This is a genomic window from Prochlorococcus marinus str. MIT 0918 (assembly GCF_027359415.1).
GTDB lineage: Bacteria > Cyanobacteriota > Cyanobacteriia > PCC-6307 > Cyanobiaceae > Prochlorococcus_E > Prochlorococcus_E marinus_C.
The window spans coordinates 1231851-1258412 of record NZ_CP114780.1; the positions used below are offsets into that span (position 1 = coordinate 1231851).

Annotated in this window: 21 protein-coding genes; 13 read left to right on the plus strand and 8 right to left on the minus strand. The window is 32.4% G+C overall.

Features of this window, described 5'->3' with window-relative positions; all coding sequences use genetic code 11:
• Positions 1-3 precede the first annotated feature (3 nt).
• Entirely contained in the window at positions 4-1908 is a 1905-nt protein-coding gene (dnaK, locus tag O5636_RS06740) for a molecular chaperone DnaK (protein ID WP_269622046.1), read from the minus strand.
• Between the two features lie 112 nt (positions 1909-2020).
• On the opposite strand from dnaK, the gene O5636_RS06745 reads away from it, so the two are divergent.
• From O5636_RS06745 to rpsF, 3 genes are all read left to right on the plus strand, one after another.
• On the plus strand, positions 2021-2938 hold the full coding sequence (locus O5636_RS06745) for a shikimate dehydrogenase (RefSeq protein ID WP_269622047.1): 918 nt from the start codon (positions 2021-2023) through the stop codon (positions 2936-2938).
• Positions 2935-3393, plus strand: a complete 459-nt coding sequence (locus tag O5636_RS06750; RefSeq protein WP_269622048.1) for a Tic20 family protein — start codon at positions 2935-2937, stop codon at positions 3391-3393. Before O5636_RS06745 ends, O5636_RS06750 begins: the two co-directional genes overlap by 4 nt.
• A gap of 83 nt (positions 3394-3476) precedes the next feature.
• Complete coding sequence (rpsF, locus tag O5636_RS06755; RefSeq protein WP_269622049.1) at positions 3477-3959, plus strand: 30S ribosomal protein S6; 483 nt, start codon at positions 3477-3479, stop codon at positions 3957-3959.
• Positions 3960-3983: 24 nt separating this feature from the next.
• On the opposite strand, the gene O5636_RS06760 is transcribed toward rpsF, so the two are convergent.
• The gene (locus O5636_RS06760; protein WP_269622050.1) at positions 3984-5192 is read right to left on the minus strand and encodes an argininosuccinate synthase; all 1209 of its coding nucleotides are present in this window, start codon (positions 5190-5192) and stop codon (positions 3984-3986) included.
• Between the two features lie 26 nt (positions 5193-5218).
• Positions 5219-5407, minus strand: coding sequence for a hypothetical protein (locus tag O5636_RS06765; protein WP_269622051.1), 189 nt, complete (start codon positions 5405-5407; stop codon positions 5219-5221).
• 56 nt (positions 5408-5463) lie between these two features.
• On the opposite strand from O5636_RS06765, the gene O5636_RS06770 reads away from it, so the two are divergent.
• The 3 genes from O5636_RS06770 to O5636_RS06780 all read left to right on the plus strand — a co-directional run bounded on the left by O5636_RS06770 (position 5464) and on the right by O5636_RS06780 (position 7075).
• Entirely contained in the window at positions 5464-5715 is a 252-nt protein-coding gene (locus O5636_RS06770) for a DUF3134 domain-containing protein (RefSeq protein ID WP_269623548.1), read from the plus strand.
• Positions 5716-5822: 107 nt separating this feature from the next.
• Positions 5823-6821 carry a phospho-N-acetylmuramoyl-pentapeptide-transferase gene (mraY, locus tag O5636_RS06775; RefSeq protein ID WP_269622052.1) on the plus strand — a complete coding sequence of 333 codons (999 nt, stop codon included), beginning with the start codon at positions 5823-5825 and terminating at the stop codon, positions 6819-6821.
• A gap of 11 nt (positions 6822-6832) precedes the next feature.
• Positions 6833-7075: a hypothetical protein gene (locus tag O5636_RS06780; RefSeq protein ID WP_269622053.1), complete on the plus strand. Its 243-nt coding sequence runs from the start codon at positions 6833-6835 to the stop codon at positions 7073-7075.
• Here O5636_RS06780 and O5636_RS06785 read toward each other — a convergent pair.
• The 3 genes from O5636_RS06785 to recN all read right to left on the minus strand — a co-directional run bounded on the left by O5636_RS06785 (position 7048) and on the right by recN (position 13310).
• Positions 7048-8445: a glycosyltransferase gene (locus tag O5636_RS06785; protein ID WP_332299704.1), complete on the minus strand. Its 1398-nt coding sequence runs from the start codon at positions 8443-8445 to the stop codon at positions 7048-7050. The two genes, O5636_RS06780 and O5636_RS06785, sit on opposite strands and share 28 nt — an antisense overlap.
• Before the next feature lie 185 nt (positions 8446-8630).
• The gene (uvrA, locus tag O5636_RS06790) at positions 8631-11558 is read right to left on the minus strand and encodes an excinuclease ABC subunit UvrA (RefSeq protein WP_269622054.1); all 2928 of its coding nucleotides are present in this window, start codon (positions 11556-11558) and stop codon (positions 8631-8633) included.
• A gap of 57 nt (positions 11559-11615) precedes the next feature.
• A complete protein-coding gene (recN, locus tag O5636_RS06795) occupies positions 11616-13310 on the minus strand; it encodes a DNA repair protein RecN (protein WP_269622056.1) in 1695 nt (564 codons plus the stop codon).
• A 76-nt stretch (positions 13311-13386) separates the two neighbouring features.
• Between recN and O5636_RS06800 the strand changes: the two genes are divergently transcribed.
• The 7 genes from O5636_RS06800 to purF all read left to right on the plus strand — a co-directional run bounded on the left by O5636_RS06800 (position 13387) and on the right by purF (position 23087).
• Entirely contained in the window at positions 13387-15246 is a 1860-nt protein-coding gene (locus O5636_RS06800) for an ABC1 kinase family protein (protein ID WP_269622057.1), read from the plus strand.
• Complete coding sequence (locus O5636_RS06805) at positions 15247-15828, plus strand: alpha/beta hydrolase (protein WP_269622058.1); 582 nt, start codon at positions 15247-15249, stop codon at positions 15826-15828. It begins immediately after the preceding gene.
• 2 nt (positions 15829-15830) lie between these two features.
• Positions 15831-16946 carry a threonine synthase gene (gene thrC, locus O5636_RS06810; RefSeq protein ID WP_269622059.1) on the plus strand — a complete coding sequence of 372 codons (1116 nt, stop codon included), beginning with the start codon at positions 15831-15833 and terminating at the stop codon, positions 16944-16946.
• A 361-nt stretch (positions 16947-17307) separates the two neighbouring features.
• Entirely contained in the window at positions 17308-18462 is a 1155-nt protein-coding gene (gene dnaN / locus O5636_RS06815; RefSeq protein WP_269622060.1) for a DNA polymerase III subunit beta, read from the plus strand.
• Position 18463: 1 nt separating this feature from the next.
• Positions 18464-19195 carry a PRC-barrel domain-containing protein gene (locus O5636_RS06820; RefSeq protein ID WP_269622061.1) on the plus strand — a complete coding sequence of 244 codons (732 nt, stop codon included), beginning with the start codon at positions 18464-18466 and terminating at the stop codon, positions 19193-19195.
• Complete coding sequence (gene purL / locus O5636_RS06825) at positions 19186-21591, plus strand: phosphoribosylformylglycinamidine synthase subunit PurL (RefSeq protein WP_420063759.1); 2406 nt, start codon at positions 19186-19188, stop codon at positions 21589-21591. Before O5636_RS06820 ends, purL begins: the two co-directional genes overlap by 10 nt.
• Before the next feature lie 38 nt (positions 21592-21629).
• A complete protein-coding gene (purF, locus tag O5636_RS06830) occupies positions 21630-23087 on the plus strand; it encodes an amidophosphoribosyltransferase (protein ID WP_269622063.1) in 1458 nt (485 codons plus the stop codon).
• Between the two features lie 6 nt (positions 23088-23093).
• On the opposite strand, the gene O5636_RS06835 is transcribed toward purF, so the two are convergent.
• Complete coding sequence (locus O5636_RS06835) at positions 23094-25589, minus strand: DNA gyrase/topoisomerase IV subunit A (protein WP_269622064.1); 2496 nt, start codon at positions 25587-25589, stop codon at positions 23094-23096.
• A gap of 82 nt (positions 25590-25671) precedes the next feature.
• The gene (locus O5636_RS06840; protein WP_269622065.1) at positions 25672-26562 is read right to left on the minus strand and encodes a tetratricopeptide repeat protein; all 891 of its coding nucleotides are present in this window, start codon (positions 26560-26562) and stop codon (positions 25672-25674) included.

Consider the following 26562-nt stretch of genomic DNA (forward strand, 5'->3'; position numbering starts at 1 on the left):
CTTTTACTTTGTTTCAGTAAATTCAGCATCAATTACATCATCATTACTCTGAGAAGAATTATTAGAATCTTGCCCTGATGAACCATCAGCTGCCTGAGAGGCAGCATTAGCTTGTTGATAAACAGAGGCTCCTAAAGTATATAGTTCTTTCTGTAAATCTTCTAATAAAGTTTTCATCGTTTCAAAATCATCTTTTTCTGTAGCTTCTTTTAATTGAATACGTTTCTCTTCTACTTTTGCTTTTGCATCTTTATCAACCTTATCTCCTAATTCTGTCAGTTGTTTTTCTGATTGATATACAAGAGTTTCTGCTTGATTTTTAATATCAATTCGTTCGCGCTTTTCTTTATCAACAGAAGCATTATTTTCTGCATCTTTAACCATTTTCTCAACTTCATTATCGGATAAAGTTGATGCTCCTGTAATGGAGATACTCTGTTCTTTACCGCTGCCTTTATCTTTTGCAGTTACACTTAAAATTCCATTCGCATCAATATCAAAAGTAACCTCAATTTGTGGAACTCCACGAGGAGAAGGAGGAATGCCATCTAAACGAAAAGTTCCAAGACTTTTATTGTCAGATGCCATTTCTCTTTCGCCTTGTAAAACATGAATTTCAACATTAGTTTGGCCATCAACCGCTGTCGAATAAGTCTCTGTTTTTTTAGTAGGAACAGTTGTGTTTCTAGTAATCATTTTCGTCATAACACCTCCCAAAGTTTCAACTCCTAAAGAAAGAGGTGTGACATCTAGTAGCAAAATATCTTTAACTTCACCAGCTAAAACGCCTCCTTGTATAGCAGCACCAACAGCAACAACTTCATCAGGGTTAACTGTTTGATTAGGATCCTTGCCAGTTACTCTCTTAACTAATTCTTTTACAGAAGGCATCCTTGTTGATCCACCAACCATAACAATTTCATCAATCTCTCCTGTCGATAACTTTGCATCTTTCAGAGCTTGTTCCACAGGAACTCGACATCTATCTATCAAATCAGAAGCCAGTTCTTCAAATTTTGCTCTCGTAAGTGTTAAATCTAAATGCTTAGGGCCTTCTGGTGTGGCAGTAATAAAAGGAAGATTAATTTCACTTTGCGTAGCATTAGATAACTCAATCTTTGCCTTTTCTGCAGCTTCTGTTAGGCGCTGGAGGGCTTGTTTGTCCTGTCTCAGGTCAATCCCTTCATTTGTTTTAAACGTTGCAGCTAAATGATCAACAATAACTTTGTCAAAATCGTCTCCTCCCAGATGTGTATCTCCAGAAGTAGACAAAACTTCAAAAACACCATCTCCAACTTCCAACACCGATACATCAAAAGTTCCACCACCCAAATCAAAAACTAAAATACGTTCATTACTTTTTTTATCTAAACCATAAGCAAGTGCAGCAGCAGTTGGCTCATTAATGATTCTAAGAACTTCTAAACCAGCAATCTTTCCTGCATCTTTAGTAGCTTGACGCTGTGAGTCATTAAAATATGCAGGAACAGTAATCACGGCTTGAGTAACCGTTTCACCTAAGTATTTTCCTGCATCTTCTGAAAGCTTTCGCAAAACTTGAGCACTCACTTCTTCAGGAGAAAATTGCTTGTCTAAAACCGGACATTTTAGCTTGACATTAGATCCTGACTTTTCTACTCCATAACTGACTTCTTTAGATTCTTCATTAACCTCATCCACTCTTCTTCCCACAAACCGTTTTGATGAATAAAAAGTATTTTCTGGATTCATAACAGCTTGTCGCTTAGCAATCTGACCAACTAATTGGTCTTGATTTTTTGTATAAGCAACCACAGAAGGAGTTGTACGAAAACCCTCAGCATTTGCAATTACTGTGGGTTTGCCACCCTCCATTACAGCAACGCAACTATTAGTTGTACCGAGATCAATTCCTACAACCTTCCCCATTGGACTCCTGCTCCTAAAATAATGTCTTTAATTAATAGAGACATCCTCGGCAGTTAAACCACTTAGAGGCGAGGTGTGGTTCCCGAACAGACCGCTAAACTACTCTTAAAATATGGAACCAAACAAACACAAAACCATTAATGGAGACACAAGCCTTGTAGGGGTACTTGGGGACCCTGTGAATCATTCTCTTTCTCCAGTGATTCATAATGCTGCACTATTAGAGCTAAATTTAAATTGGTGTTACTTAGCAATTCCATCCAAAGAAATACATTTTGAGTTAGTAGTGAAAGGACTAAGAAAAATCAATTGCAAAGGACTAAATATAACAATTCCATATAAAAGTCAGGCTATGAATTGTTGTACACATATAAATAATTTTTCAAAAAATATAGAAGCTGTTAATACTTTAGTTCCAAATGATAATGATGGTTGGTCAGGTTTTAATACAGACGTTGATGGCTTTATAGCTCCTTTATTATATGAAAAAAATTGGGCTAAGAAAAAAGCATTAATTATAGGAACTGGAGGAAGTGCGAAGGCGGTTGCTAAAGGATTAGACTTATTAGGTTTAGGAACAATAACTTGTATAAGTCGAAGTAATGAATCCTTAATGAAATTTTTAAACATAATCCGGCCAAATATTAATCAAAAAACAAATATAAATGGAATAACCAAAGATAATTTATCATTAAAACATTATATCAATGAATCTAATTTAATAATAAATGCTACACCTATAGGCATGACAAATAAATCAATCGATAATAATATCCAACAAATACCACTAGGGCGAGAAATATGGAATAATCTAAAAAAAGATACTATTTTATATGATTTAATCTATACACCTAGACCTACTGAATGGTTAAAACTAACCACCCAATATGGATGCAAAAGAATTGACGGTCTTGAAATGCTAATTCAACAAGGTGCATCATCATTAAGATTATGGAGTGGAATAGAAGAAATGCCAATTGATATAATGAGAGAAGCAGCACACAAAGAATTGCTCAATAAAAAGCTATGATTTCAATAAAGGAAAGAATAATCAGCATATTTATCTATATGCTACCTTGGAGTTATGCTATTGTGTTTGGACGAGATTTCTTCATAAATTTTCCCATCTCTAAGTTGCTAATTTATCCAACTATTCCAATATTCTATATTCAAAATATATTGCCTTTTGGTAGCTTTATCCTATTTATAATTCTTCTTTTAGCTATAGCTCAAAATCCTAAAGTATCGATCTTTATAAGATTTAATACCATGCAAGCTCTTTTAATTAATATAGCGTTAATAATAATAAACTACGGGTATAATATTATGATAAAGCTATTAGAATATGTATTATTCATGCAAACAATTTCTAATATTATATTTATAAGTTCTTTATCAATAATAATTTTTGCAGTAATTCAGTGCTCCAGAGGTATCGAACCTGATCTACCTGGAATCAGCAATGCAGCAAGAATACAAGTTTGAAGAAATAACCATAAAGGTATAGGATGAAAGATCCGACGCTCATTTAATTATGAGCCAATATAGTCCTAGCCGGAAAATTTTTCATGTCAGAGCCAACTTACTACGAAACCATGTATATCCTTCGCCCAGATATACCTGAGGACGAAGTTGAAAACCATTTAAAAAAATATAGTGAAGTGCTAGAGAAAGCAAAGTCTAAAGTTATAGACAATCAAATGCGAGGAAAGCGGAGACTTGCCTATACAATTGGTAAGCATAAAGAAGGTGTTTATGTTCAACTAAGTCATACAGGTCCAGGAGAAAATATAGAAACTCTAGAAAAGGCCATGAGGCTAAGTGAAGACGTAATAAGATATTTAACTGTAAAGCAATATGGCCCAATTCCTACAAAGAAAAACACAAAACCTCAAGATGCAGAGTCTAAGTCAAACAAAAATGACAAAGAATTAGAAGAAAAAAAAGAAAATAATGAAAAAGTAGATCCCTCAGTCAAAAAAGAAAAAGATTCAGAAACTAAACAAGAAGAAACTAAACAAGAAGAAACTAAACAAGAAGAAACTAAGTAAAGGTAATTAATGAAAAAAGGCAAACTATTTTTTCTTATTTACTGAAGCCCAGAGACGATTAGCCAAACCCCATATATAAATAAATCCTTTAGCTGAGGAATGGTCAAACTTATCATCTGAACCATAAGTACATATATCAGGTAAATATAAACTATTAGTCGAAGACTGTCTTCCTAAAATTGTAAGGCTACCTTTATATAATTGAACCTTAACTGATCCATTCACATCACTTTGCGTACTATCAATAAAAGCATCTAAGGCATCTTTTAAAGGGCTAAACCAAAAGCCCTGATAAACTAAATCTGCCCATTGTCTTTCTAGAGTAGCTTTAGTACGTAAAACTTCTGCTGACAAAGTCAAACTTTCTAATTCTTGATGCGTTTTAATTAATAACAGCAAACCAGGAGTTTCATAAATTTCTCTACTTTTAATACCAACTACTCGATTTTCAATCATGTCAATTCGTCCTATTCCATGCAGACCGGCTAAAGAGTTTACTTTCCTAATAAGGCGCACAGGATCCAATGCTTCGTCATCAATAGCAATGGGATTCCCATTCTGAAAGAAAATTTCTAATTCTTGGGGTTCCTCAGGAGCTTCTTCCTTAGATGAAGTCAATTGAAAGACTTCTTCAGGAGGAGCTAAAAATGGATCCTCTAATGGACCAGCTTCAATACTTCTACCTAAGAGGTTTAAATCAATAGAAAATGGCGACTTTTTAGTAACAGGAGCTGGAATTCCATATTTTTCTCCGTAAACAATTAGCTCTTCTCTACTCATTGACCATTCTCTAGCAGGAGTGAAAATGCGTAACTGTGGAGCCAGTGAAGCTATCGCTAAATCAAAACGAACTTGATCATTGCCCTTACCAGTACAACCATGAGCAACTGCTCCTGCATCTCTTTCGATTGCTATATCAACCAATCTTTTTGCAATTAAAGGCCTTGCTAATGCTGTAGATAAAGGATATTTGCCTTCATATAATGCATTTGCTCTAATTGCAGGAAATGCAAAATCTTTGATAAAGGGCTCAATCAAATCATCAACTAAAGATTCTTTAGCACCTGCCAATAAAGCTTTTTCACGAATAGGACCTAATTCCTCGCCTTGTCCTAAATCTGCTGCAAAGGCAATAACCTCCTCAATACCGCATTCATTTTTTAAATAAGGAATGCAAGCACTAGTATCGACTCCACCAGAATAAGCAAGAATAACTTTGCGAAAATTTCCCATTAACCAATAGCTCCTAAAGATAAAACCTAGTTTTGACGAAAAGTTAATGCTAAATAAAAAAATAGAAAAAGTGAAGGCCCAAAAAGCAAACCAAAAACTATCCAGAGTCTAATTTCAAAAGGATCAGGATGATTAATACCCCAAACACGGAACAACCAACTAACTAAAAGGGCAAAAGCCCAAGTCAAAGCAATTAATGGAATCTTATAAGCCAAAACAAGAAAATCATCTCATAATGCATTATCTTATTAGAACGAGAAAAAAGTTTTTGATGAGCACACTCGATACAATCAATCCTGCACTCACTCGTTATCACAGGCAAGATCCTGCGCCCGTTTTGCCACTCAGAGAAGAGCCTGACCTTTTAAGCTGGCTTGAAACTAGTGGCAGGCTTATCTCCGATGATGTATCAGCTATTCAAGAAGTTAGCACTGTAGAAGAAGAAGAATTATCAGCACTAATGGGCGAAAAGGAAGATTATAAAACAGAAGAAGAACCAACTGAAGACGATTGGGAAGAATAATTAAAAAGGAAAAAATAAAAATAGTCCGCGCTTTAAAATCAAGCGAGAAAAGTTATATTCTATTAATAATACTTCTTTGCAGCATATGCTTAAGTATAGATATATTCTTGAAAAGCAGTGTTTTGTTTATACCATTATTAATATCATTCATCATATCTACACTTATAATACAATTAATTATCCCAAAATTAGAAAAAATAAAGTTACATCAAATTATTAGAATAGAAGGTCCAAAAAAACATCATGAGAAGTCAGGAACTCCTACAATGGGGGGAATTTTAATAATTCCAATCGGAATAATTATTGGTAATCTAGCAAATTTAAACAACTTATCTCAAGGCAAACTGTTAGCAATTAGCTTCCTTACTTTAGGATATATGAGTATTGGTCTAATAGATGATTGGCGTAGTTTAACATTGAATAAAAACAAAGGCTTAACTCCCATAGAAAAAATATTTTTACAAACTATCATGGGAATAATTTTTATTTATTTTATATCTACGCAAGGGTGGCTTGATTCCAATATATTGCTATTCTCTCAGAATTCGATTAATTTAAGTTTTCTAATTTGGCCTATAGCTTTATTCACTTTAATTGCAGAAAGTAATGCTACAAACTTAACTGATGGTTTAGACGGATTAGCAAGTGGCTGTGGAGCAATAGTCTTCACAGGATTAGCGATTGAATTAATACTTAGAGGAGAAATGCAAGACTACTCATTCGCCCGTTTTGCAATAGCATTAGCAGGAACTTTATTAGGATTTCTTATGCATAATAGAAATCCTGCAAGAATATTTATGGGGGATGCAGGTTCACTTGCAATCGGTGGTGCATTAACAGGAATCGCACTTATAACAAATAGTCTTTGGTCTTTATTAATAATGGGTGGAGTCTTTGTTGCAGAAGCTATTTCAGTAATTATTCAAGTAGGTGTGTACAAAATCTCAAAGCGATTAAACGGTCAAGGTTATAGAATTTTTGCGATGGCTCCTCTACACCATCATTTCGAACTAAAGAATAAAAAAGAATTAGAAATAGTTAAAAGTTTTTGGCTAGTTTCAATTTTCTTAGTCTGCCTAGGTTTGATACTACGATCAAGAATCTAAATAAAATTACTATGGGCTATTTCACCTGGAAAGAAACTGGTCTCACTAAAGATTGTGAATCTCTAGATGCAATGGCCTATCGTTTTGAAGAATCTGCAAAAATAATGCGAAAATTGGCAAAAGCAGGTTTTTCTTTAGAAAGAAAAAAAGACAAAAAAATAATTACTCATACCAATGCAAATATTTTTAACGAATGGGGCTTTATAACTGAAGAATCAACTTTCCTTCAACTTGCTTTAATACCAGACAAATGAATAACTTTAGCCAATTTATGAGTGTTATTAATGTCAAATTGATTTGTCATCAAAGATAAATATCTTTCTACATGAGAATGCCAACTGAAATATTTTTGTGTTCGTTCAATACCATTGTTTCTCCACAAATTCCAATTTTTATTATTTACAGAAGCTTTTTCTAGAACTTGCTTAAGAGAATCTAAGTCTGTAACATCTGCTAATAATCCATTTTGACATTTAGATAAAATATCACTGGGGCCACCATCATCTGTAGAAACAATAGGCAGCCCAGAAGCAGCTGCTTCCAACAATGTTAATCCAAAAGGTTCTGTCAATGCAGGATTCACAAATAAACCCTTTAACTGAGCTGCCCATCTATAAATATAGGCAATTTGATCGCGTCGATGAAATTTAGGATAAGCTACTTTCCCATATAGATTATATCGATCAATTAATTCAAAAATCTGTTGAAAAACTTCCTTTTGTTGCTTATCTAATTGAGATAAGTCACTCCTAGTTCCAAGAACTAAGACAAGGTTATATCGCTCTTTTAATAATGAAGAACGGCCAAAAGCCTCTATTAACGCAGGAATATTTTTTCTTCTAACTGCTCTGGAAATTGTTAACAAAGGAGGTAGCTCAGGGTTAACTAAAAAAGAAGAAAATAATGCTGAGGTCTCAGAAAACTGTGAAGAAGATAACTCTTGATTATTAAAACGTTTTAAATCAACACCTGGAGGAATTGTTTGTGCTTGTTTTTCTACAAAATTTCTATATCGAGCATATTGTGATTTGGTTTCTTGCAAAGTACTTGTTACAACCAAATTAGCTTGAGATAAAGCCAATTCCTCAGCTTCAATACGTCGACCAATTGAATAGATGTTTTCGATCTGTTGATGATCCATCCCCGATTGAAGCAAGCGCCTCTTCTTCTCTCTTCCTAATGAATGACCTGTAAAGACAAATGGAATACCTAAACGATTACAAACTAATGAGGCTACGTATCCTGCATCAGCATAATGAGCATGAATCCAATCAGGCAATCTTTCATGGTCTTGCAAGGTGTGTATTAATCGGTCTGCTAAATCATCTAAATAAGGCCATAATAATTCCTTACGAAGATATCTTTTGGGTCCAAAAGGTAATCTAAGAATCTGGGATTTAGAAGTAATCCTTTCCCTAGCTTGAGAATAATCGGATGAAACCTTTCTATCTTGAATTAAACGAGTAACAAGATCTACTTGATCTACTCCAGGACAAGCAGCTAATTCCTTAACTAATTCACTAACATATAATGTTTGACCACCAGTATCTGAATCCCTTCCCAATTCAAGGTTATTAGAGCGAATTAAGCCATGTAAATGAAGATGCAGGAGCTTTAAACCCATAATTTTTTGCTCCAAAGTTCATAACTACATAATTTATTTTCAGTCAATCAAACCTAAAGAAAGAATAACAATTTTGAATTTAAAAAAACTTTATTCCTTGAAAGCATTGCGAGGGAAGTCATCTGATCAAATTTAAAAGAATTCCAAAACGTAATTTATATAGAAATGCAAAGCAAATACTACATTTATCTGTATTTATTTAAAGCTTGTTTTAAATATTGTCCTGTATAGCTTGTTGCACAATTTGCTACATCCTCAGGTGTTCCCTGAACAACCAATTGTCCTCCTAAATTTCCACCCTCAGGTCCTAAATCAATAATCCAATCTGAACAACGAATTACATCTAAATTATGCTCAATAACAATCATTGAATTGCCTTTATCAACCAATCTTTGAAGAACATCCATAAGCTTATGAACATCAGAAAAACTTAACCCAGTAGTAGGTTCATCAATTAAATAAAGAGTTTTTCCTGTAGCACGACGTGAAAGCTCCGTAGCAAGCTTCACTCGTTGAGCCTCTCCTCCAGAAAGAGTAGGAGCTGGTTGCCCTAATTTAATATAACCAAGACCAACATCAACCAATGTTCTTAACCGATCTGCAGCCTGAGGAATCGCGGAAAATACATCTACAGATTGCTCAACAGTCATCTCTAGAACATCGGCAATAGTATATCCTTTATATTTCACTTGCAGAGTTTCACGGTTAAAGCGAGCTCCTTTACAAACATCACATTGGACATATACATCAGGTAGAAAGTTCATTTCAATAACATTTACACCCTGACCTTTACAAGCCTCACAACGTCCTCCTTTAACATTAAAACTAAACTGACCTACTTGATATCCGCGTGCCTTTGCTTCTACAGAAGCAGCAAAAATTTGACGAATAGGATCAAAGGCTCCAGTATAAGTTGCTGGATTTGAACGAGGTGTTCTACCAATAGGAGATTGATCAATAATGATAACCTTATCAATTGATTTCACACCTCTTAATTCTTCTAATCCTTTAGGAAAAGGTACTTTTAAACCTAATTGATTATTAATCGCAGGATGTAATAATTCATTTATCAATGTACTTTTCCCACTTCCACTAACACCTGTAACAGCAACTAGACGACCTAAAGGAAAATCAACAGAAACATTTTTCAAATTATTCCGATCACAACCTATCAAACGCAGATTGCGATTGACACCCTTACGTCTTTCCAATGGTGTAGGAATAGATGTCCTGCCACTTAAATATTCACCTGTTAAAGAGTCTTTACTTTTTAATAGATTATCTAATGTTCCTTTAGCAATAATTTTACCACCATGTATACCAGCACCTGGGCCAATATCTACTAAATAATCAGCAGCACGTATAGTATCTTCATCATGTTCAACAACTATTAATGTATTACCAAGATCACGTAGTCTTTGAAGGGTAGTCAATAATCTATCATTATCTCTTTGATGTAATCCAATGCTGGGTTCATCTAACACATACAAAACCCCTGTAAGCCCTGCACCAATCTGAGTTGCCAACCTTATTCGCTGAGCTTCCCCACCAGACAAAGTCATTGCCGGTCTATCCAAGCTTAAATAATCTAGACCTACATCAAGTAAAAACTTCAATCTTAAACGAATTTCCTTTAAAACCAAATCACCTATTTGTATTTGTCTAGAAGAAAGCAAAGGCTCAGATTTACTCGACTTGCCTTGTCCCATCAACTTCTCAATACGATCTAGTGTTTCAGAAACACTAGTCTCAGTTAATTCGTTAATAGAATAAGGGCCGATTTTAACGGCTAAAGCTTCCGGACGTAATCTTTTACCAGAGCAAGTAGAACAGGGAACGGATTCTAAAAATTTCTCTAATTTCTGTCGAACTGATTCTCCATTAGCATCTTGTAATTGTCTTTCTAAAATAGGCAATATACCTTGAAATGATCTTTTATATCCTTCTTGTTTATTATAACGACTATCAGATTTGATCAAAATTGGCTCTTCACTACCATTCAACAAAATGTCTTTTTGGTTTTGTGTTAAATCTTTCCAAGGCGTCTTAATTTCAAATCCATAAGTTTCACCAACTGAAAATAATAATGAAAAATAATATGAATTTTCTTTCTCACTCCAAGGGGCAACTGCTGCATAAACTGGTAAAGAAGGGTCGGGAATAACTCGATCACTAGTAAATTTTTTGAGATGGCCTAAACCATGACAATCAGGACATGCACCATAAGGGCTATTAAAAGAAAATAATCTAGGAGATAATTCTTCTATAACTGCACCATGAACAGGGCAAGCAAAGTTTTCAGAAAAAAGCCTTTCTCTCTCTATATTGTCAGGCAACTTCTCATCTTTCTTTGGGACAACTTCAACAATTGCAAGTCCATCTCCCCGTTTTAAAGCTGTTTGTAAGGAATCAGTTAAACGTTCCTGAATTCCCTCTCGTGCAATCAAACGATCGACTACAACTTCAATGGAATGAGAATGATTTTTATCGAGCTCGATATTGTCAGATAATTCTCGCACTTCCTTATTGATTCTTACTCTGGCAAATCCCTCCGAAGCCAAACCAGAAAGCAATTTCGAATGGGTTCCTTTTTTACCTCGAACAACAGAAGCTAATAATTGATACCTTGTACCTTCAGGTAAAGTAAGAATTTGATCGACCATCTCATCTATTGTCTGAGGCCGAATGTCTCGATTACATTCTGGGCAATGAGGTTCACCTGCACGACCAAATAAAAGTCTTAAATAATCTTTGATTTCCGTAACTGTCCCTACTGTTGATCGTGGATTATGACTTGTTGATTTTTGATCAATAGAAATCGCAGGTGAAAGACCTTCGATAGCATCTACATCCGGCTTATCTACTTGTCCTAGAAATTGTCTAGCATATGCTGAAAGACTTTCTACATATCTCCTTTGTCCTTCAGCAAAAATAGTATCAAAAGCTAATGAACTCTTACCACTTCCACTAACCCCAGTAAAAACAATAAATTTATTACGAGGAATAGTAAGATCAACATTTTTTAAATTATGTTGTCTAGCACCTCGAATCCTTATAACTTCTTCCAAAGAATCGGATAATAAAGATTTGTGAGTAGCGTCTTGTTTCCCCACTGAGGGTCCTCTTTCTACAGAAAGTTAATCATATAATCTTAGAAAAATTGTTGCTCATTATGCTGCTTTGTTATCCAACAAACTTGCAGCAAAAATACTTGCCTGCTCAAAATCACCTCCAGCTAGTTTAGCTATTTCGGATTTACGTTCCTGAAATCCCTGCAACAATAAGACTTTTGAATTAGTCATGCCATTTTCAACTGTCTTAGATACAGAAAAATGATGATCGGCTAAAGCTGCTACAAGAGGCTGATGTGTAATACAAAAAACTTGTTTGTATCGAGATAAATTTTTTAATGCTTTAGCAATAGCAGTACTTACACGACCACTCACTCCTGAATCAATTTCATCAAAAATTAACGTCTTTGATCCACTAACTTCAGCTAAAACACTTGTTAAAGCAAGCAAAAAGCGAGAAAGTTCTCCTCCAGAGGCAATATCTGATAAAGAAGCTAGAGGCTGACCCTCATTTGCTGAAAACAAAAACTCTACTGAATCTGCACCTAGTGATGAAGGGATAGAAGATGCAAAAGAAACTTTAAATTGAATATTTTCCAACCCTAATGGTTGTAGGTATAAAATAAGATTATCTTCTAATTTTTTTGCACATTTCATACGCAATTTAGTAAGAGAGCTATTAATCTCATCTCTTTCTAATCTAAAAGCAATTTCTTGTTGTTCTAAGTCTTTTAAAGAGCATTTAAGTGTATTCCCAGAACTTAATTCCTTTAGGTAAGAATCACGTCGATTAATAATCCCTGGCAAATCAAGATCATAACGTTTTTTGAGCCTATTTAATAATGATAATCTATTTTGAACATCGTCTAACTTATTAGGGTCTGATTCTAAAACCATTTGATATGATTCTAATGTTTTTAAAAACTGATCTAATCCATTAGATAATTCAAATAAATTATCCAAGTGCGATGTTAAAGAAGAATCTAATTTACTTATTATTTTTAATTCATTTATACAATAATAAAAATGATCTAATGCGGACGGAAAATTATCAGAATTCTCTTTTAGTCTATTAAATAATGAGAGCAAAGACTCATAAATCCTAACACCATGAACTAAACGATCTTGTTCTTTTGTTAATATTAAATCCTCTTGTGGATCATCCAAGTTAGCTGAATTAATATCATCCAAAAATGATTGAATGGCTATAAACTCATCCTCACTATTATCAAATTCTTTCTGTGCAATTTGTAAAGCAATATGAGATGAATACCACTTATCCCACTTTTGTTTGACTTTAGTTAATAACTTATCAATTTCATCAGTGCCAAAATTATCTATGAGACTTAGTTGATGGCCAGAAGAATATAAATGGTGTGATTGGCCTTGTTCTACCAAATCAACTAACAAAGGTCTAAGAGCAAGTAATTGCTTTCTATTGGCAATTTGACCATTAAACCTAATTCGACTCATCAAACGATCATCTTTAAACTTCCACTCACGAGAAATTACGAGTTCATCATGATCATCAAAATCAAAAGAATTTTCATTCAGCCAATTTTTTACTTCGGAATCAAGAGTAAAAACTCCTTCGATTGATGCTTCCTGAGCACCTACACGTATCAATCGAGAAGAAGAGCTGCTAAAGCCTCTACCTAATAAAGAATCAATCGCTGACAGAAAAATGGACTTACCCGCTCCAGTTTCTCCTGTAAACACTGAAAACCCTTTTTTTAAAGATAGTTCTAAGCTATCTATAAGAGCGATGTTATAGAGTCGCAGACTAAGCAGCACATTATTTAAAGTAGCCAAACAAACGCTAGCTAATTCCTCTATTAATTAGAAGGGGGCAAATAACACCATGCCACAAATGACAAAAGAACTTGGTGATTTTATTGAAGCAGCTGGGTTGAAATCATATGATCCATTGGCAATCAGTAATATTTACAAAAAGCATCCAAAAAGATTACTCAAAAGGCTTTGGGAAACATTACTTCCTATATCTCTTTTTTTAATAGGAGTAGGGTTTGAAAAAATATTAGGAATATTAAAAAATGAAAAAAGGGCAAAAGAACGTGCAAATGAATTTACTCGACTATTAGTAGATCTAGGCCCTGCTTTTATTAAAGCTGGACAAGCATTATCAACCAGACCAGATGTAGTTCCACAATTAGTTCTTGAAGAACTTGCTCTATTACAAGATCAATTGCCTGGGTTTGAACCAGAATTAGCATTAGAATGTATAAAAGAAGATTTAGGTACAAATTATAAAAATATTTTCAAATGGTTTCAAAAAGAGCCAATATCTGCAGCTTCTTTAGGTCAAGTTCATCAAGCAATGCTAATGAATGGAGATAAAGTTGCTGTAAAAATTCAAAGGCCTGGATTAAGAGAACAAATTACTTTAGATTTATATATTGTTAGAAATATTGCTCTATGGCTAAATAAATATGTAGGCCTCATAAGAAGTGATTTAGTTGCATTAATTGATGAGCTAGGAAAACGAGTTTTTGAAGAAATGGATTATTTAAATGAGGCTAATAATGGAGAAAAGTTTGCAGAGTTAAATAAAAAAAATAAAAAAATTGCTGCTCCTAAGTTCTATAGAGAGTTCACAAGTAAAAGAGTGTTAACAATGGAATGGATAGAAGGTGTCAAACTAACAAATATAAATGGTGTTAAGAGACTAGGAATTGAACCTAATAATTTAATAGAAATAGGGGTGAATTGCAGTTTACAACAATTATTGGAGCATGGTTTTTTTCATGCTGATCCACATCCTGGTAACATATTAGCCCTAAAAGATGGAAGATTATGTTATTTAGATTTTGGAATGATGAGTGAAGTCACAACGAGATCTAGAACAGGTTTAATTGAAGCTGTAGTTCATTTAGTTAATCGTGATTTTGAAAAACTATCAAAAGATTTTGTAAAGTTAGGTTTCTTATCTGAAGAAGTTGATTTAAATCCAATTATTCCTGCATTTGAAAAAGTATTTTCAAGTGCTATAGATATGGGGGTAAGCAAAATGGATTTCAAAACAGTTACTGATGACATGTCTGGTTTAATGTATAAATTTCCATTCCAACTCCCTCCTTACTATGCTCTAATTATTAGATCTCTTATAACTCTTGAAGGCATTGCACTTAGTGTTGATCCAAATTTTAAAATTCTTGGTGCCGCATATCCATATTTTGCAAGAAGGTTGATGGAAGATCCAGATCCCCAATTAAGACAAAGCTTAAAAGAAATGCTATTCGAAGGTAATACTTTCAAATGGACTAGACTTGAAGGACTAATATTAAGTGCTGCAAAACAAAAAGAAATTGATTTAAATAACTTAATGGATCAAGTATTAGATTTTCTATTTTCTCCTAAAGGTGGTTTATTAAGGGAAGAGCTAGTAAACACAATTGCTGAAAGATTTGACATCTTTAATCTTTATACAATGAAAACAATCAATAAAAGACTTCCCAAAAGATTTCAATCAACTAGTATAAAAGATAGTTTAATTAATGATAAAAGCTTTATGGACGAAATTGAACCAATACAGAAGCTTCTTAAAATTTTGCAAGAGATGCCAGAATTTAACAGAGATTTGATAATCAATAAAACCAAAAGAATATTAAAGGAGCCTATGGCAATGGAAATGGGGTTAAATATAGCCAACAGAGTAACTAAGAAAAGCGTTGTACGCGCGATTAAATTAGCAGCTGGTGTAGAACAATAAATGAAAAAAAATAAACTAAAAAAATTATTGTTTAGCTTTCTATGCATCACAATATTTAGTTTTTATCCATCAAGTGCCTTTGCTGCTGAAGAAATAACACTAATAAAAAGTATTTTCTCTAGAACTATATATATTAAAGATTTGGAAGATTTTATAACTAAAGGAAAAGCAAAAGGATTCCTGGCAAAAGCAGTTAAAAATCAAAATCAAGAAGAAATAAAAAATATTTTAAAGAAAAGATATAAGGCTCCTATAGAACTTACAAGTAGATTACTTTATAGTGAAATTGGCGAAGTAATTTTAAAAAGAATATCAAAAATATTATATCCTCATCGAATTCAAGAAGAATCTATTAGCATTCTTGCTCTAAAAGCAAGTGCAATAAAAGCAATAGACTTAGAAGATGAATCAATATCTTTAATTGATTTTTTAAAAGCTTATCCTAGTAAGGTTATTGCAATAGATGTAACAGAGTTATCTAAAGTCATTAACAAAGTAGAATCACTGAATGAACTAGTTAGATTTTTTTCTGATTCACCTTTAGAAAAACTGAAAGCTGAACCAACCAAAAATTACTATTAACTATGGTTAATCAACTCTTACAAAAATTAAGTAAAAAAATAAATAATAAAAATAAGACTTTTAAACAATGGCCTGGGCTTATACAAGCTTATGAAAAATGGCTGCCAATTAATAAAAATACTCCTATTATTACACTCCAAGAAGGCGCAACACCTCTAATTGAATTAGAATCTATTAATAAATTAATTGGTAAAAATGTAAAAGTTTACGCTAAATATGATGGTCTAAATCCTACAGGATCTTTTAAAGATAGAGGAATGACTATGGCAATAAGTAAAGCAAAAGAAAATAATTGTGAAGCAGTCATTTGTGCAAGTACAGGAAACACATCAGCATCAGCAGCTGCTTATGCTAAGAGAGGTAATATGAGATGTTATGTTTTAATTCCTGATGGTTATGTAGCTCAAGGTAAATTAGCTCAAGCATTAGTATATGGTGCAGAAATATTAGCTATTAAAGGAAATTTTGATAAGGCATTAAAAATTGTTCAAGAAATAGCTAAAAACTATCCTGTTACATTAGTAAACTCTGTTAATCCATATCGTTTACAAGGTCAAAAAACAGCGGCTTTTGAAATAATAGATTCATTAAATGAAGCTCCTGACTGGCTGTGTATACCAATGGGAAATGCTGGAAATATAAGTGCTTATTGGATGGGTTTTAATGAATATTATAAAGCTGGAATATCGAAAAAATTACCTAAGATGATGGGTTTTCAAGCAAAAGGTTCTGCTCCATTAGTTTTAAATAAAACAATAGAAAATCCTGAAACAATTGCAACAGCAATAAGAATAGGAAACCCAGTTAATAGAGAAAAGGCAATAGAGGTAAATAAAAATAGTAATGGAAAGTTTATATCAGTCACTGATGAGGAAATAATAAATGCTTATAAATTATTAGGAAGTAAAGAAGGCATCTTTTGTGAACCTGCAAGTGCTGCTTCTGTAGCAGGTTTAATCAAATTAAAAGAATATGTTGTTGAAAATTCTAAGATTGTATGTGTGTTAACTGGTAATGGATTAAAAGATCCTGATTGCGCTATCAAAAACAATGATTCTATTTTTAAATCTGGTATTGATCCGAGTATAGAAATAGTTGCAAAGAATATGGGCTTCTAAACATATACACAAAGACGATTATTTTTCTGGCTGAGGAAGACTGAGTTTTTCTAACTTATAAACTGTGGAAAACAATAATAATATCGATGTTTAGTTTTTAATTTTCAACAAATAACTAAAAATCTGTGGAAACATAAAAATAAATCCACATAATGAAAAATTATTTTCACAAGTTACCTTAATGAAAAATCCTTTAATCATATGAGAAAAAGGCGTTTTTCCACAACTTCCACAGGACCTACTACTACTGTATTTGTTTTTCTTTAAATAAACTTGAATAAGAAAGTAGAAACAGAGGTCGATTTTTAAAACTATGAAAACTTGGGATTACATTTTCAGGATTCCTAGTTAGGTTGTAAAAATGAAATTTATTTGCTCTCAAACGGAACTTAACTCTGCCCTTCAACTTGTGAGTAGGGCTGTAGCTTCTCGTCCAACCCATCCTGTTTTGGCAAATATATTGTTAACAGCAGATGCTGGAACAGGAAAATTACGTCTTACTGGATTTGATTTAAATTTAGGAATACAGACTTCTTTAGCTGCTTCGATTGAAAATAGTGGAGCTATTACCGTACCAGCAAAGTTATTTGGCGAAATCATTTCTAAACTATCTAATGATTCACCAATAACTATTTCTAGTGATGAATCAGAGGATTTAGTCCATTTAATAAGTAAGAGTGGAACCTATCAAGTCAGGTCTATGAGTGCAGATGATTTTCCTGATTTGCCAATGGTTGAAAATGGCTTATCTCTTAAAGTAAATTCAATTTCTTTTGCAAACTCTTTACGAGCGACATTATTTGCTAGTAGTTCAGATGAAGCTAAACAAATTTTAACAGGTGTTAATTTAAGTTTTGATGGAACTTCTTTAAAAACTGCTGCTACAGACGGCCATAGACTAGCTATTTTAAAATTGAAAGATGTAATAATTGATGATAAAGATCATCAACTATCGAATCAAAATATTGAGATTACAATTCCTTCTAGGTCATTAAGAGAAGTAGAAAGGTTTATTTCTAATTGTAAATCAGATAATGAAATTACTTTTTTTTATGATCGTGGTCAAGCTGTTTTTATTTCTGCTGATCAAATAGTTACTACAAGAATATTAGAAGGAAATTATCCAAATTATAATCAGCTTGTACCTCAAGACTTTGCTAATACTTTAGAATTAGATCGTAATGATTTTATTTCAGCTTTAGATAGAATTTCTGTATTAGCAGAACAACATAATAATGTTGTAAGAATTTCTACAAATCAAGAATCACAAATATTAAATATTACTGCAGATGCTCAAGACTTAGGTAGTGGATCTGAATCAATTCCTATTAAATATAATGGTAATGATTTACAAATTGCATTTAACTCTAAATATTTATTGGATGGATTAAGAATTATACAAACAGATACTATCTTACTTAAATTTAATGCTCCTACTACTCCTGCAATTTTTACCCCAAACAATCAAAATAATAATTTTATTTATTTAGTAATGCCTGTACAAATGCGTTCATAATTTGAATATCCCAAAACATTATCTTTTAAGCAATCTTTTACAACGAAATGTTCGTTGTAATCAAGGTTTAGATCATGGAAATGGAGTTATAGCTTGGATGTATCCTCCTGTACATCGTGTACTAGGATGGGCTTCGAGACCTTCTAGATTAAGCCTTAAGCGCCATGTTTGGCAATTGAATCAATTAAAAGCTTTGACTAATACAGAAGCATATGTAAGAGGAAATCCTTCAGATTCTGATCAAGCTACATTAGATAGGTTTCCAACATTATTAGATGCAGATTTAATTAGTCAATATGGTGAAAAAATTGCTACTATTGCTGATTTGATTTTTGATACTAAAAATGGTCAAATATTATATTATTTAGTTTCAAGAAGTAATCCTAAAATTCCTGGAACAAGTAGATGGAAATTTGATTTAAATCAAATTATAGACCAGGAGCCTGGTTTTGTTTCATCTAATATTAATTCTATAGATGATTTACCACTTATAAAAAGTAGTATAAAACAAGATTTAATTAATAAAACTCAAGAGCTAAAAACTAATTTTAATGAAATATCTACCATAGCTAATGGAAGGTTAGAAGGGTGGTTAGATGATAATCCTATGCAAAATTTTAAAGATAATTTATTTGATTCGAATTTTAATGATAATTCTGAATTTAATGAAGATGAAATTTATTCTTCTGATGAATATACTAATATTCGAAATGAAGAAGATCCATGGATTTAAATATGAATCTAAATGATTTTGAAGATCTTATAAAATCTGATTTTTATCGTGTAGATTATGATGTTTCTACAGCTTTATTAAAAGAGGGTTTAAAAAAACACGATTATTTAGAAATTTGTAAGCGTCTTAAAAGAGCTCCTAATCGTACTGAATTGGGAATGTTTGGGGTTATGTGGTCAGAACATTGTTGTTATAGAAATTCAAAGCCTTTGTTATCTTCTTTTCCCACAGAAGGTAAACATATTTTAGTTGGCCCTGGTGAAAATGCAGGAGTAGTTGATTTAGGAGAAGGTCAAAGATTAGCTTTTAAAATTGAAAGTCATAATCATCCTTCTGCTATTGAACCTTTTCAAGGTGCTGCAACAGGAGTTGGTGGAATTTTAAGAGATATTTTTACTATGGGTGCTAGACCAATAGCAGTTTTAAATTCTCTAAGGTTTGGTCCTCTTGATAATCCAAAGAATATAGGTCTATTGCAAGGTGTTGTTTCCGGTATTGCTCATTATGGAAATTGTATAGGAGTTCCAACTGTAGGCGGTGAAATTTCTTTTGATAAAAGTTATTCAGGAAATCCATTAGTAAATGCTATGGCTTTAGGTCTAATGGAAACTGATGAAATTGTATGTTCAGGTGCTAAAGGAATTGATTTTCCAGTTATTTATGTTGGAAGTACTACAGGTCGAGATGGTATGGGAGGAGCTAGTTTTGCAAGTTCTGAACTTACTCAATCTTCATTAGATGATCGACCAGCCGTTCAGGTTGGTGATCCTTTTTTGGAGAAAGGTTTAATTGAAGGTTGTTTAGATGCTTTTAAAACTGGATATGTAATCGCAGCGCAAGATATGGGAGCTGCAGGATTGACCTGTAGTTGCTCAGAAATGGCTGCTAAAGGTGGAGTTGGTATAGAACTTGATCTTGATTTGGTTCCAGCAAGAGAAGAAGGAATGGAACCTTATGATTTTTTATTATCAGAATCACAAGAAAGAATGTTATTTGTTGTTCAACCAGGTAAGGAAGAACATGTAATGCAGCATTTTACAAAATGGGGTTTAAATGCTGTTGTTGTAGGAAGAGTTTTAAAAGATAATGTTGTTCGTGTTCTTTATAAAAATAAAATTGTTGTAGATTTGCCAGCAGATGCTTTAGCTGAAAATACTCCTATTAATAAACATGAATTAATATCTGAAATACCTAAAGAATTAAAATTAAAATGGCTTTGGAAAGAAGATCAATTACCAATAGATCAAGAAAAGGGGATTGTTATTCAAAATAAACTTTTAACTTGGAATCAAATAACATTAAAATTATTAGATGATCCAACAATTGCTTCTAAAAGATGGATTTACAGTCAATATGATTATCAAGTTCAAAATAATACTGTAATTTCTCCTGGAGTTGCTGATGCAGCTGTTATTAGATTGAGACCTATTGAAAATAATAAATCTGATTCAAACAGAGGAGTTGCTGCTGTTGTTGATTGTTCTAATAGATGGGTTGCTTTAGATCCTGAACGAGGAGCAATTGCTTCAGTAGCAGAGGCTTCACGAAATCTTTCATGTGTTGGTGCTTCACCTTTAGCTGTTACAGATAATCTGAATTTTTCTTCTCCAGAAGATTCTCTTGGTTATTGGCAATTAGCAATGTCCTGTAAAGGTATATCCAAAGCTTGTAGTTTTCTAAATACTCCTGTTACTGGTGGAAATGTATCTTTATATAATGAGACTTTAATAGATGATAAAAAAATCCCTATTCAACCAACTCCAGTTATTGGAATGGTTGGTTTAGTACAAGATTTAACCAAAACTGTCGGTCAAGGCTGGAGTAATGAGGGAGATGAAATATGGTTATTAGGGATTCCTTTGGATATTCTTGATAAAAAAGGCGAACATGTTTCTTTGGCAGGAAGTTCTTATTTAGAAAATATTTTTCAACTTAATACAGGTCGACCACCATTAATAGACTTACATCTTGAAAAGACTATTCAATTATTTGTAAGAAACTCAATTTTTAAAGGTTTGATTAAGACAGCACATGATATAAGTGATGGAGGAATAACAATTGCTTTAGCAGAGGCATCAATGACTTCCGGTTTAGGAGCTAAATGTAATTTTTCCTTTTGTGATAATCGAATAGATAAAGTTTTGTTTGGAGAAGGAGGATCTAGAATAATTATCAGTATTTCTTCATCAATGCATGAACAATTTAAAATGACTTTAAATAGTTTTAATAATGAAAATTCATATAAAGTACCTGCATCCTTGATTGGAACAGTAACTGATGAAAAGAAACTATTAATTAATAATTATGATAAGAATCTAGTTAATTTAAAAATAGAAGAGTTGGAATCTGTATTTGAAGGTTCTATTCCTAGTAGAATTTCATTAAATTTATATTAGATGATTATTTACAAATTCATTTTACTTATTAAATAATTATGTGCGGTATTGTTGGAATAGTTTCTAATACTGAGATTAATCAAAGGATCTACGATAGCTTGTTGTTATTACAACATAGAGGGCAAGATTCTACTGGCATAGCAACGATGGAAGGAAGTGTTTTTCATTTACATAAATCTAAGGGTCACGTAAAAGATGCTTATAGAACAAGAGATATGAGGACCTTACGTGGAAATATTGGAATAGGACATGTTCGTTACGCTACTACTGGTGCAGCTCATCGTGAAGATGAGGCCCAACCATTTTATGTAAATGCTCCATATGGAATTATTCTTGTTCATAATGGAAATCTTACTAATACAAGAGAATTAGAAGCTCAACTTTTTAATATTGATAGACGTCATACTAATTCTTCTAGTGATACAGAAATGCTTTTAAATATTTTAGCAACTGAAATTCAAGCACAAATTCATGGTTCTTCTTTATCTCCAGAACATATTTTTTCTGCTGTTACTTCATTACATAAAAGAGTAGAAGGGTCTTATGCATCAATTGCATTAATTTCTGGATATGGGTTACTTGCTTTTCGAGATCCTTTTGGTATTAGACCTTTAGTTTTAGGTAAGAAAATAGTTGAGAATAAAAAAACAGAATGGATACTTGCAAGTGAATCATTAGTTTTAGAAAATAATGATTTTGAAGTTGTAAGAGATGTTCAGCCAGGAGAAGCAATTTTTATTTCTAATGAAGGAAAATTATTTTCAAAACAGTGTTCAAATAACCCCCAATTATTTCCTTGTTCTTTTGAATATGTTTACTTAGCAAGACCAGATTCTGTTATGAATGGGATTTCTGTCTATGAAGCGAGATTACGTATGGGCGATCACCTTGCTAATACTGTTAAGCAAAAAATATCATCTGGTGATATTGATGTTGTTATGCCTATTCCCGATTCTTCTAGACCTTCTGCGATGCAAGTTGCACGACAATTGGGACTTGAATATCGTGAAGGATTTTTTAAAAATCGTTATATAGGAAGAACATTTATTATGCCTGGACAAGCTTTAAGAAAACAATCTGTTCGTCAAAAATTAAATGCTATGTCAAGTGAATTTAAAGGCAAAAATGTTTTACTTGTAGATGATTCAATAGTTAGAGGAACTACTTCTAGAGAAATAGTTCAAATGGCAAGATTAGCAGGAGCAAATAAGGTGTATTTTACTTCAGCAGCTCCTCCTATTAGATTTCCACATGTATATGGTATAAATATGCCATCTAAACGAGAATTAATTGCTTATAATAAAACTACTAAAGAAATTGAAAACATATTATTAGCTGATAAATTGGTATATCAGGATATAACTGATTTAGAAAAGTCTATATTAAATGATTCATGTGTTAAACATCTTGATTTGTCTTGCTTTAATGGTAATTATGTTACTGGTAAAGTAACTAATGAGTATTTAGATTGGGTCGAATTAGAATATTCTTCTTAGTTTTTCTCAATCGAAGAAACTATAGTTTTTTTCTTCAATTAAAGGAATAATACTTTCTATACTTTCTCCGCTATTTAAATTAAATGCTTTATTTTGTTTAATATTGTACTCTATGTTAATTAATTGATTTGATGAAACCCTACCATTTCTTCCTGTATTTGTAATTACACTTGAAAGATATTTTCCATTATACATTGAAACAACCCTTTCTTTTTTATTTTTATTTTCTATTAATTCAATCGCAATAGTTCCCATATCACCTTTATCATAAATATTTATATCATCACTATACTTTTTGATAACGTTACCATTTTGCGTAACAAATATTAAATCACAAGCTTTATCTTTTGCGATTGATAAACCACTTATTATATTTTCTCCAGGTAACATTTTCATTAATATTGGACCTTGAGCAAGCTTGCCCATTGTTGGCATTGTTATATCATTCACTCTCAGCTTTATTATTCTTCCTATATCACTAACTATAATTAAAAACCCTTCGCAATGACATAAAAAGGCAGACTTTAGTGATACATTATTTTTTAATTTTAATATTGTAGTTGCTCTACCAGATAAATCTAATATTTCATTAATATTAATTCTTTTAAATCTACCATCACTACTGAGTAAGCCTAAACTTAGATTATTATTATTAACTAATGGTATTAAACTGATTACAATTTCTCCTTCTAAACCTGATGGAAGAAACTTATTTATTTTACCAGGCTGTAATCCTGCAAACTCCCATTTAAGAAGTGCGATTTTCCCTGTATTTGTTATTGCAATAATTTTTGGGTTTTTTATTATCGGCCATATGATATTTGCAGGACTTGGTTCTTCCCCTATTATACAGCTTTCATTTAAGTTTAATTTTTTTAGAATTCTTGGATTTAAGATTTTTACTTCATTATTACTTTGAATTAATAGAGTGCCATCTTTAGGAAGTCCTTCAAAAGCTTTTTTTCTTTGAAGCTCTGCATTAGGTCTTAAATTAGCATTTCTTTCAGCTAGTAACTCATCTCCACCTTCTTTCAATCTAGTTTTTCTCTTACTTCCAAATTTCTTCTGAAGAGTTTTAAATTCGCTTATCATTAATTTTAGAAGAACATTTCTATTATCTAGTAATTTTTGTAAATCATTTTTTATTGTTTTTAAAACATCCAGCTCATTATATAGAGATTGTGTTTCTAAATTTGTTAATTTTCTCAATGGCATTGATAGTATTCCTTCTGATTGTTTTTCATTAAGGAATAATTCTTCCATTATTTTTGTTTTTGCATCAGCTGCATCAGCTGCATTTTCAAGTAAATTAATTACTTTTCTTAAGTTTTTTAATGCTTTTATTAACCCTTCAACTATTTCTAATCTAAGAATAGTTTTTTTAAGTTTATTTTTTGTTCTTCTTTGTATTGTTAATTCCCTATACTCAAGAAAAATTAATAAGTATTCTTTTAAAGAAAGTTGTTTTGGTTGTCCATTAACTAATGCAAGTAATGTTGCACTAAAATTATTTTGAAGGCTTGTTTTATCATATAGAAGCTTTTGTGTTTTTTCACTATCAGCATCTCTTCTTAATTCAATAACTATTCTCATTCCATCTCTATCACTTTCATCTCTTATATCTGCAATTCCATCAATTTTTCCATTATTGACTAAGTCAGCGAGTTTTTCTATCCAGTTTGATTTGTTAACTTGGTAAGGAAGTTCTGTTATTATTATTCCTTTTTTTCTATGTTTACCTTTGCCTGGAGTTATTTCTTCTATATGTGAAATTCCTCTCATAGGTATGCTTCCTTTACCTTTTATATATGTTTCTTTTGTTCCACTACCTAATAGAATTTCTCCACCTGTTGGAAAATCTGGACCTGGAATAATATTGATTAGATCTTCTTCTTTTATTTCAGGTTTTTTTATTAACTGGATTAATCCATCGATAATTTCATTGATATTATGCGGTGGAATATTAGTTGCCATACCAACAGCTATACCTGAGCAACCATTTAGAATTAGAAATGGTAGTTGAGCTGGCAACACTTCTGGCTCTTGTTGGGAACCATCAAAATTAGGATTGAAATCTACTGTGTTTCCTTCAATTTCAGACAATATGGCTTCATGCGCTATAGAAGACAATCGCGTTTCTGTGTAACGCATTGCTGCTGGTGGATCATCATCTATGGATCCAAAATTCCCATGTCCATCTAAAACTGGATAGCGACTAGAAAAGTTTTGAACGAGTCTGACAAGTGCGTCATATACGGCTTGATCTCCATGTGGATGATATTTACCTAATACATCCCCAACAACTCGAGCACATTTTCTAAAAGGGCGGTCTGGAGTTAATCCAAGTTCATGCATCGCAAAAAGAATGCGCCTTTGAACTGGCTTTAGGCCATCTCTAGCATCAGGCAATGCCCTTCCTACGATCACGCTCATTGCGTATTCGAGGTAAGAACGCTGCATCTCTTGATGTAGCGATATTGGTTGTAAGCGTTCTTTAGACATCTAGGTAAAGAATTTTTAGAAGATGAGAAGCCCTAGATTTTGCATAATTCAAACTTATGCTTATTTACCTCTAGTTTTATCGTTATTGATTATTTGTAAAGCTTGTATTTTCTGAAGTGGTATTTATTGTTGACATTAATTTTGGGTCTCTAAAAAGTTTTTTTCCATCATTTTGAAGTCTTTCTCCCCATAGTTGCTCTTTCTGATGTTGTATATAAAAGTAGTTTGGGTCTTCTTCTAGAGCTTGTTTAGCTAATGCTATAGATTCAGTATTGTCAGTATTTAATGAATACAGCGCTATTGCCAAAGCTAGTTTTGGTTCAGCATTGGATTCAAGTTTTAAAACTTTTCTCCAAATTTTGATTGCTTTTCCTTTATTTCCTAGCTCGTAATAAACAAGGCCTTCATTGTTTATAGCTTGCCAAAACTTAGGATTTATTTTAGATGCTTGTTTGAATGATAATAATGCTTTTGAATAATTTTTTTGCATTAGCCTTGCATTGCCTAGTAAAAAATAGGAATTAGAATTATTATCATTAAGTTTAATACTTTTTTTTATTGATAAAATAGCTTTTTCAAGTTTCCCTTGCTGTAATAAAATAGAGGCATGACTTCGCCATAATATTTCTAATTGAGGATTAAGCTTTTGAGCTTCTTCAATAGATTTAATAGCTTCATCTAACAGATTGTTATTTAATTGTGCTTGACTCAGAATAGTCCATAATTGTAATTCTTTAGGGTTTAATTTAATAGCCAATTTTGCGAAGCTAATAGCTATTTTATTTTGTCCATACTTAATATATTGTGATGCAATAATACCTAGTTTAATACTAGTATTTATCAATGTCTTTTCTTTTGGCAAATATATATGTGGAGTTAATGCTTTAACAGGCTTTGTAAAAATACTTAGATTAATATTTAATAATAACAATATAACCAAGTATTTTTTCTTTTTTAGAATATTTATATTCAT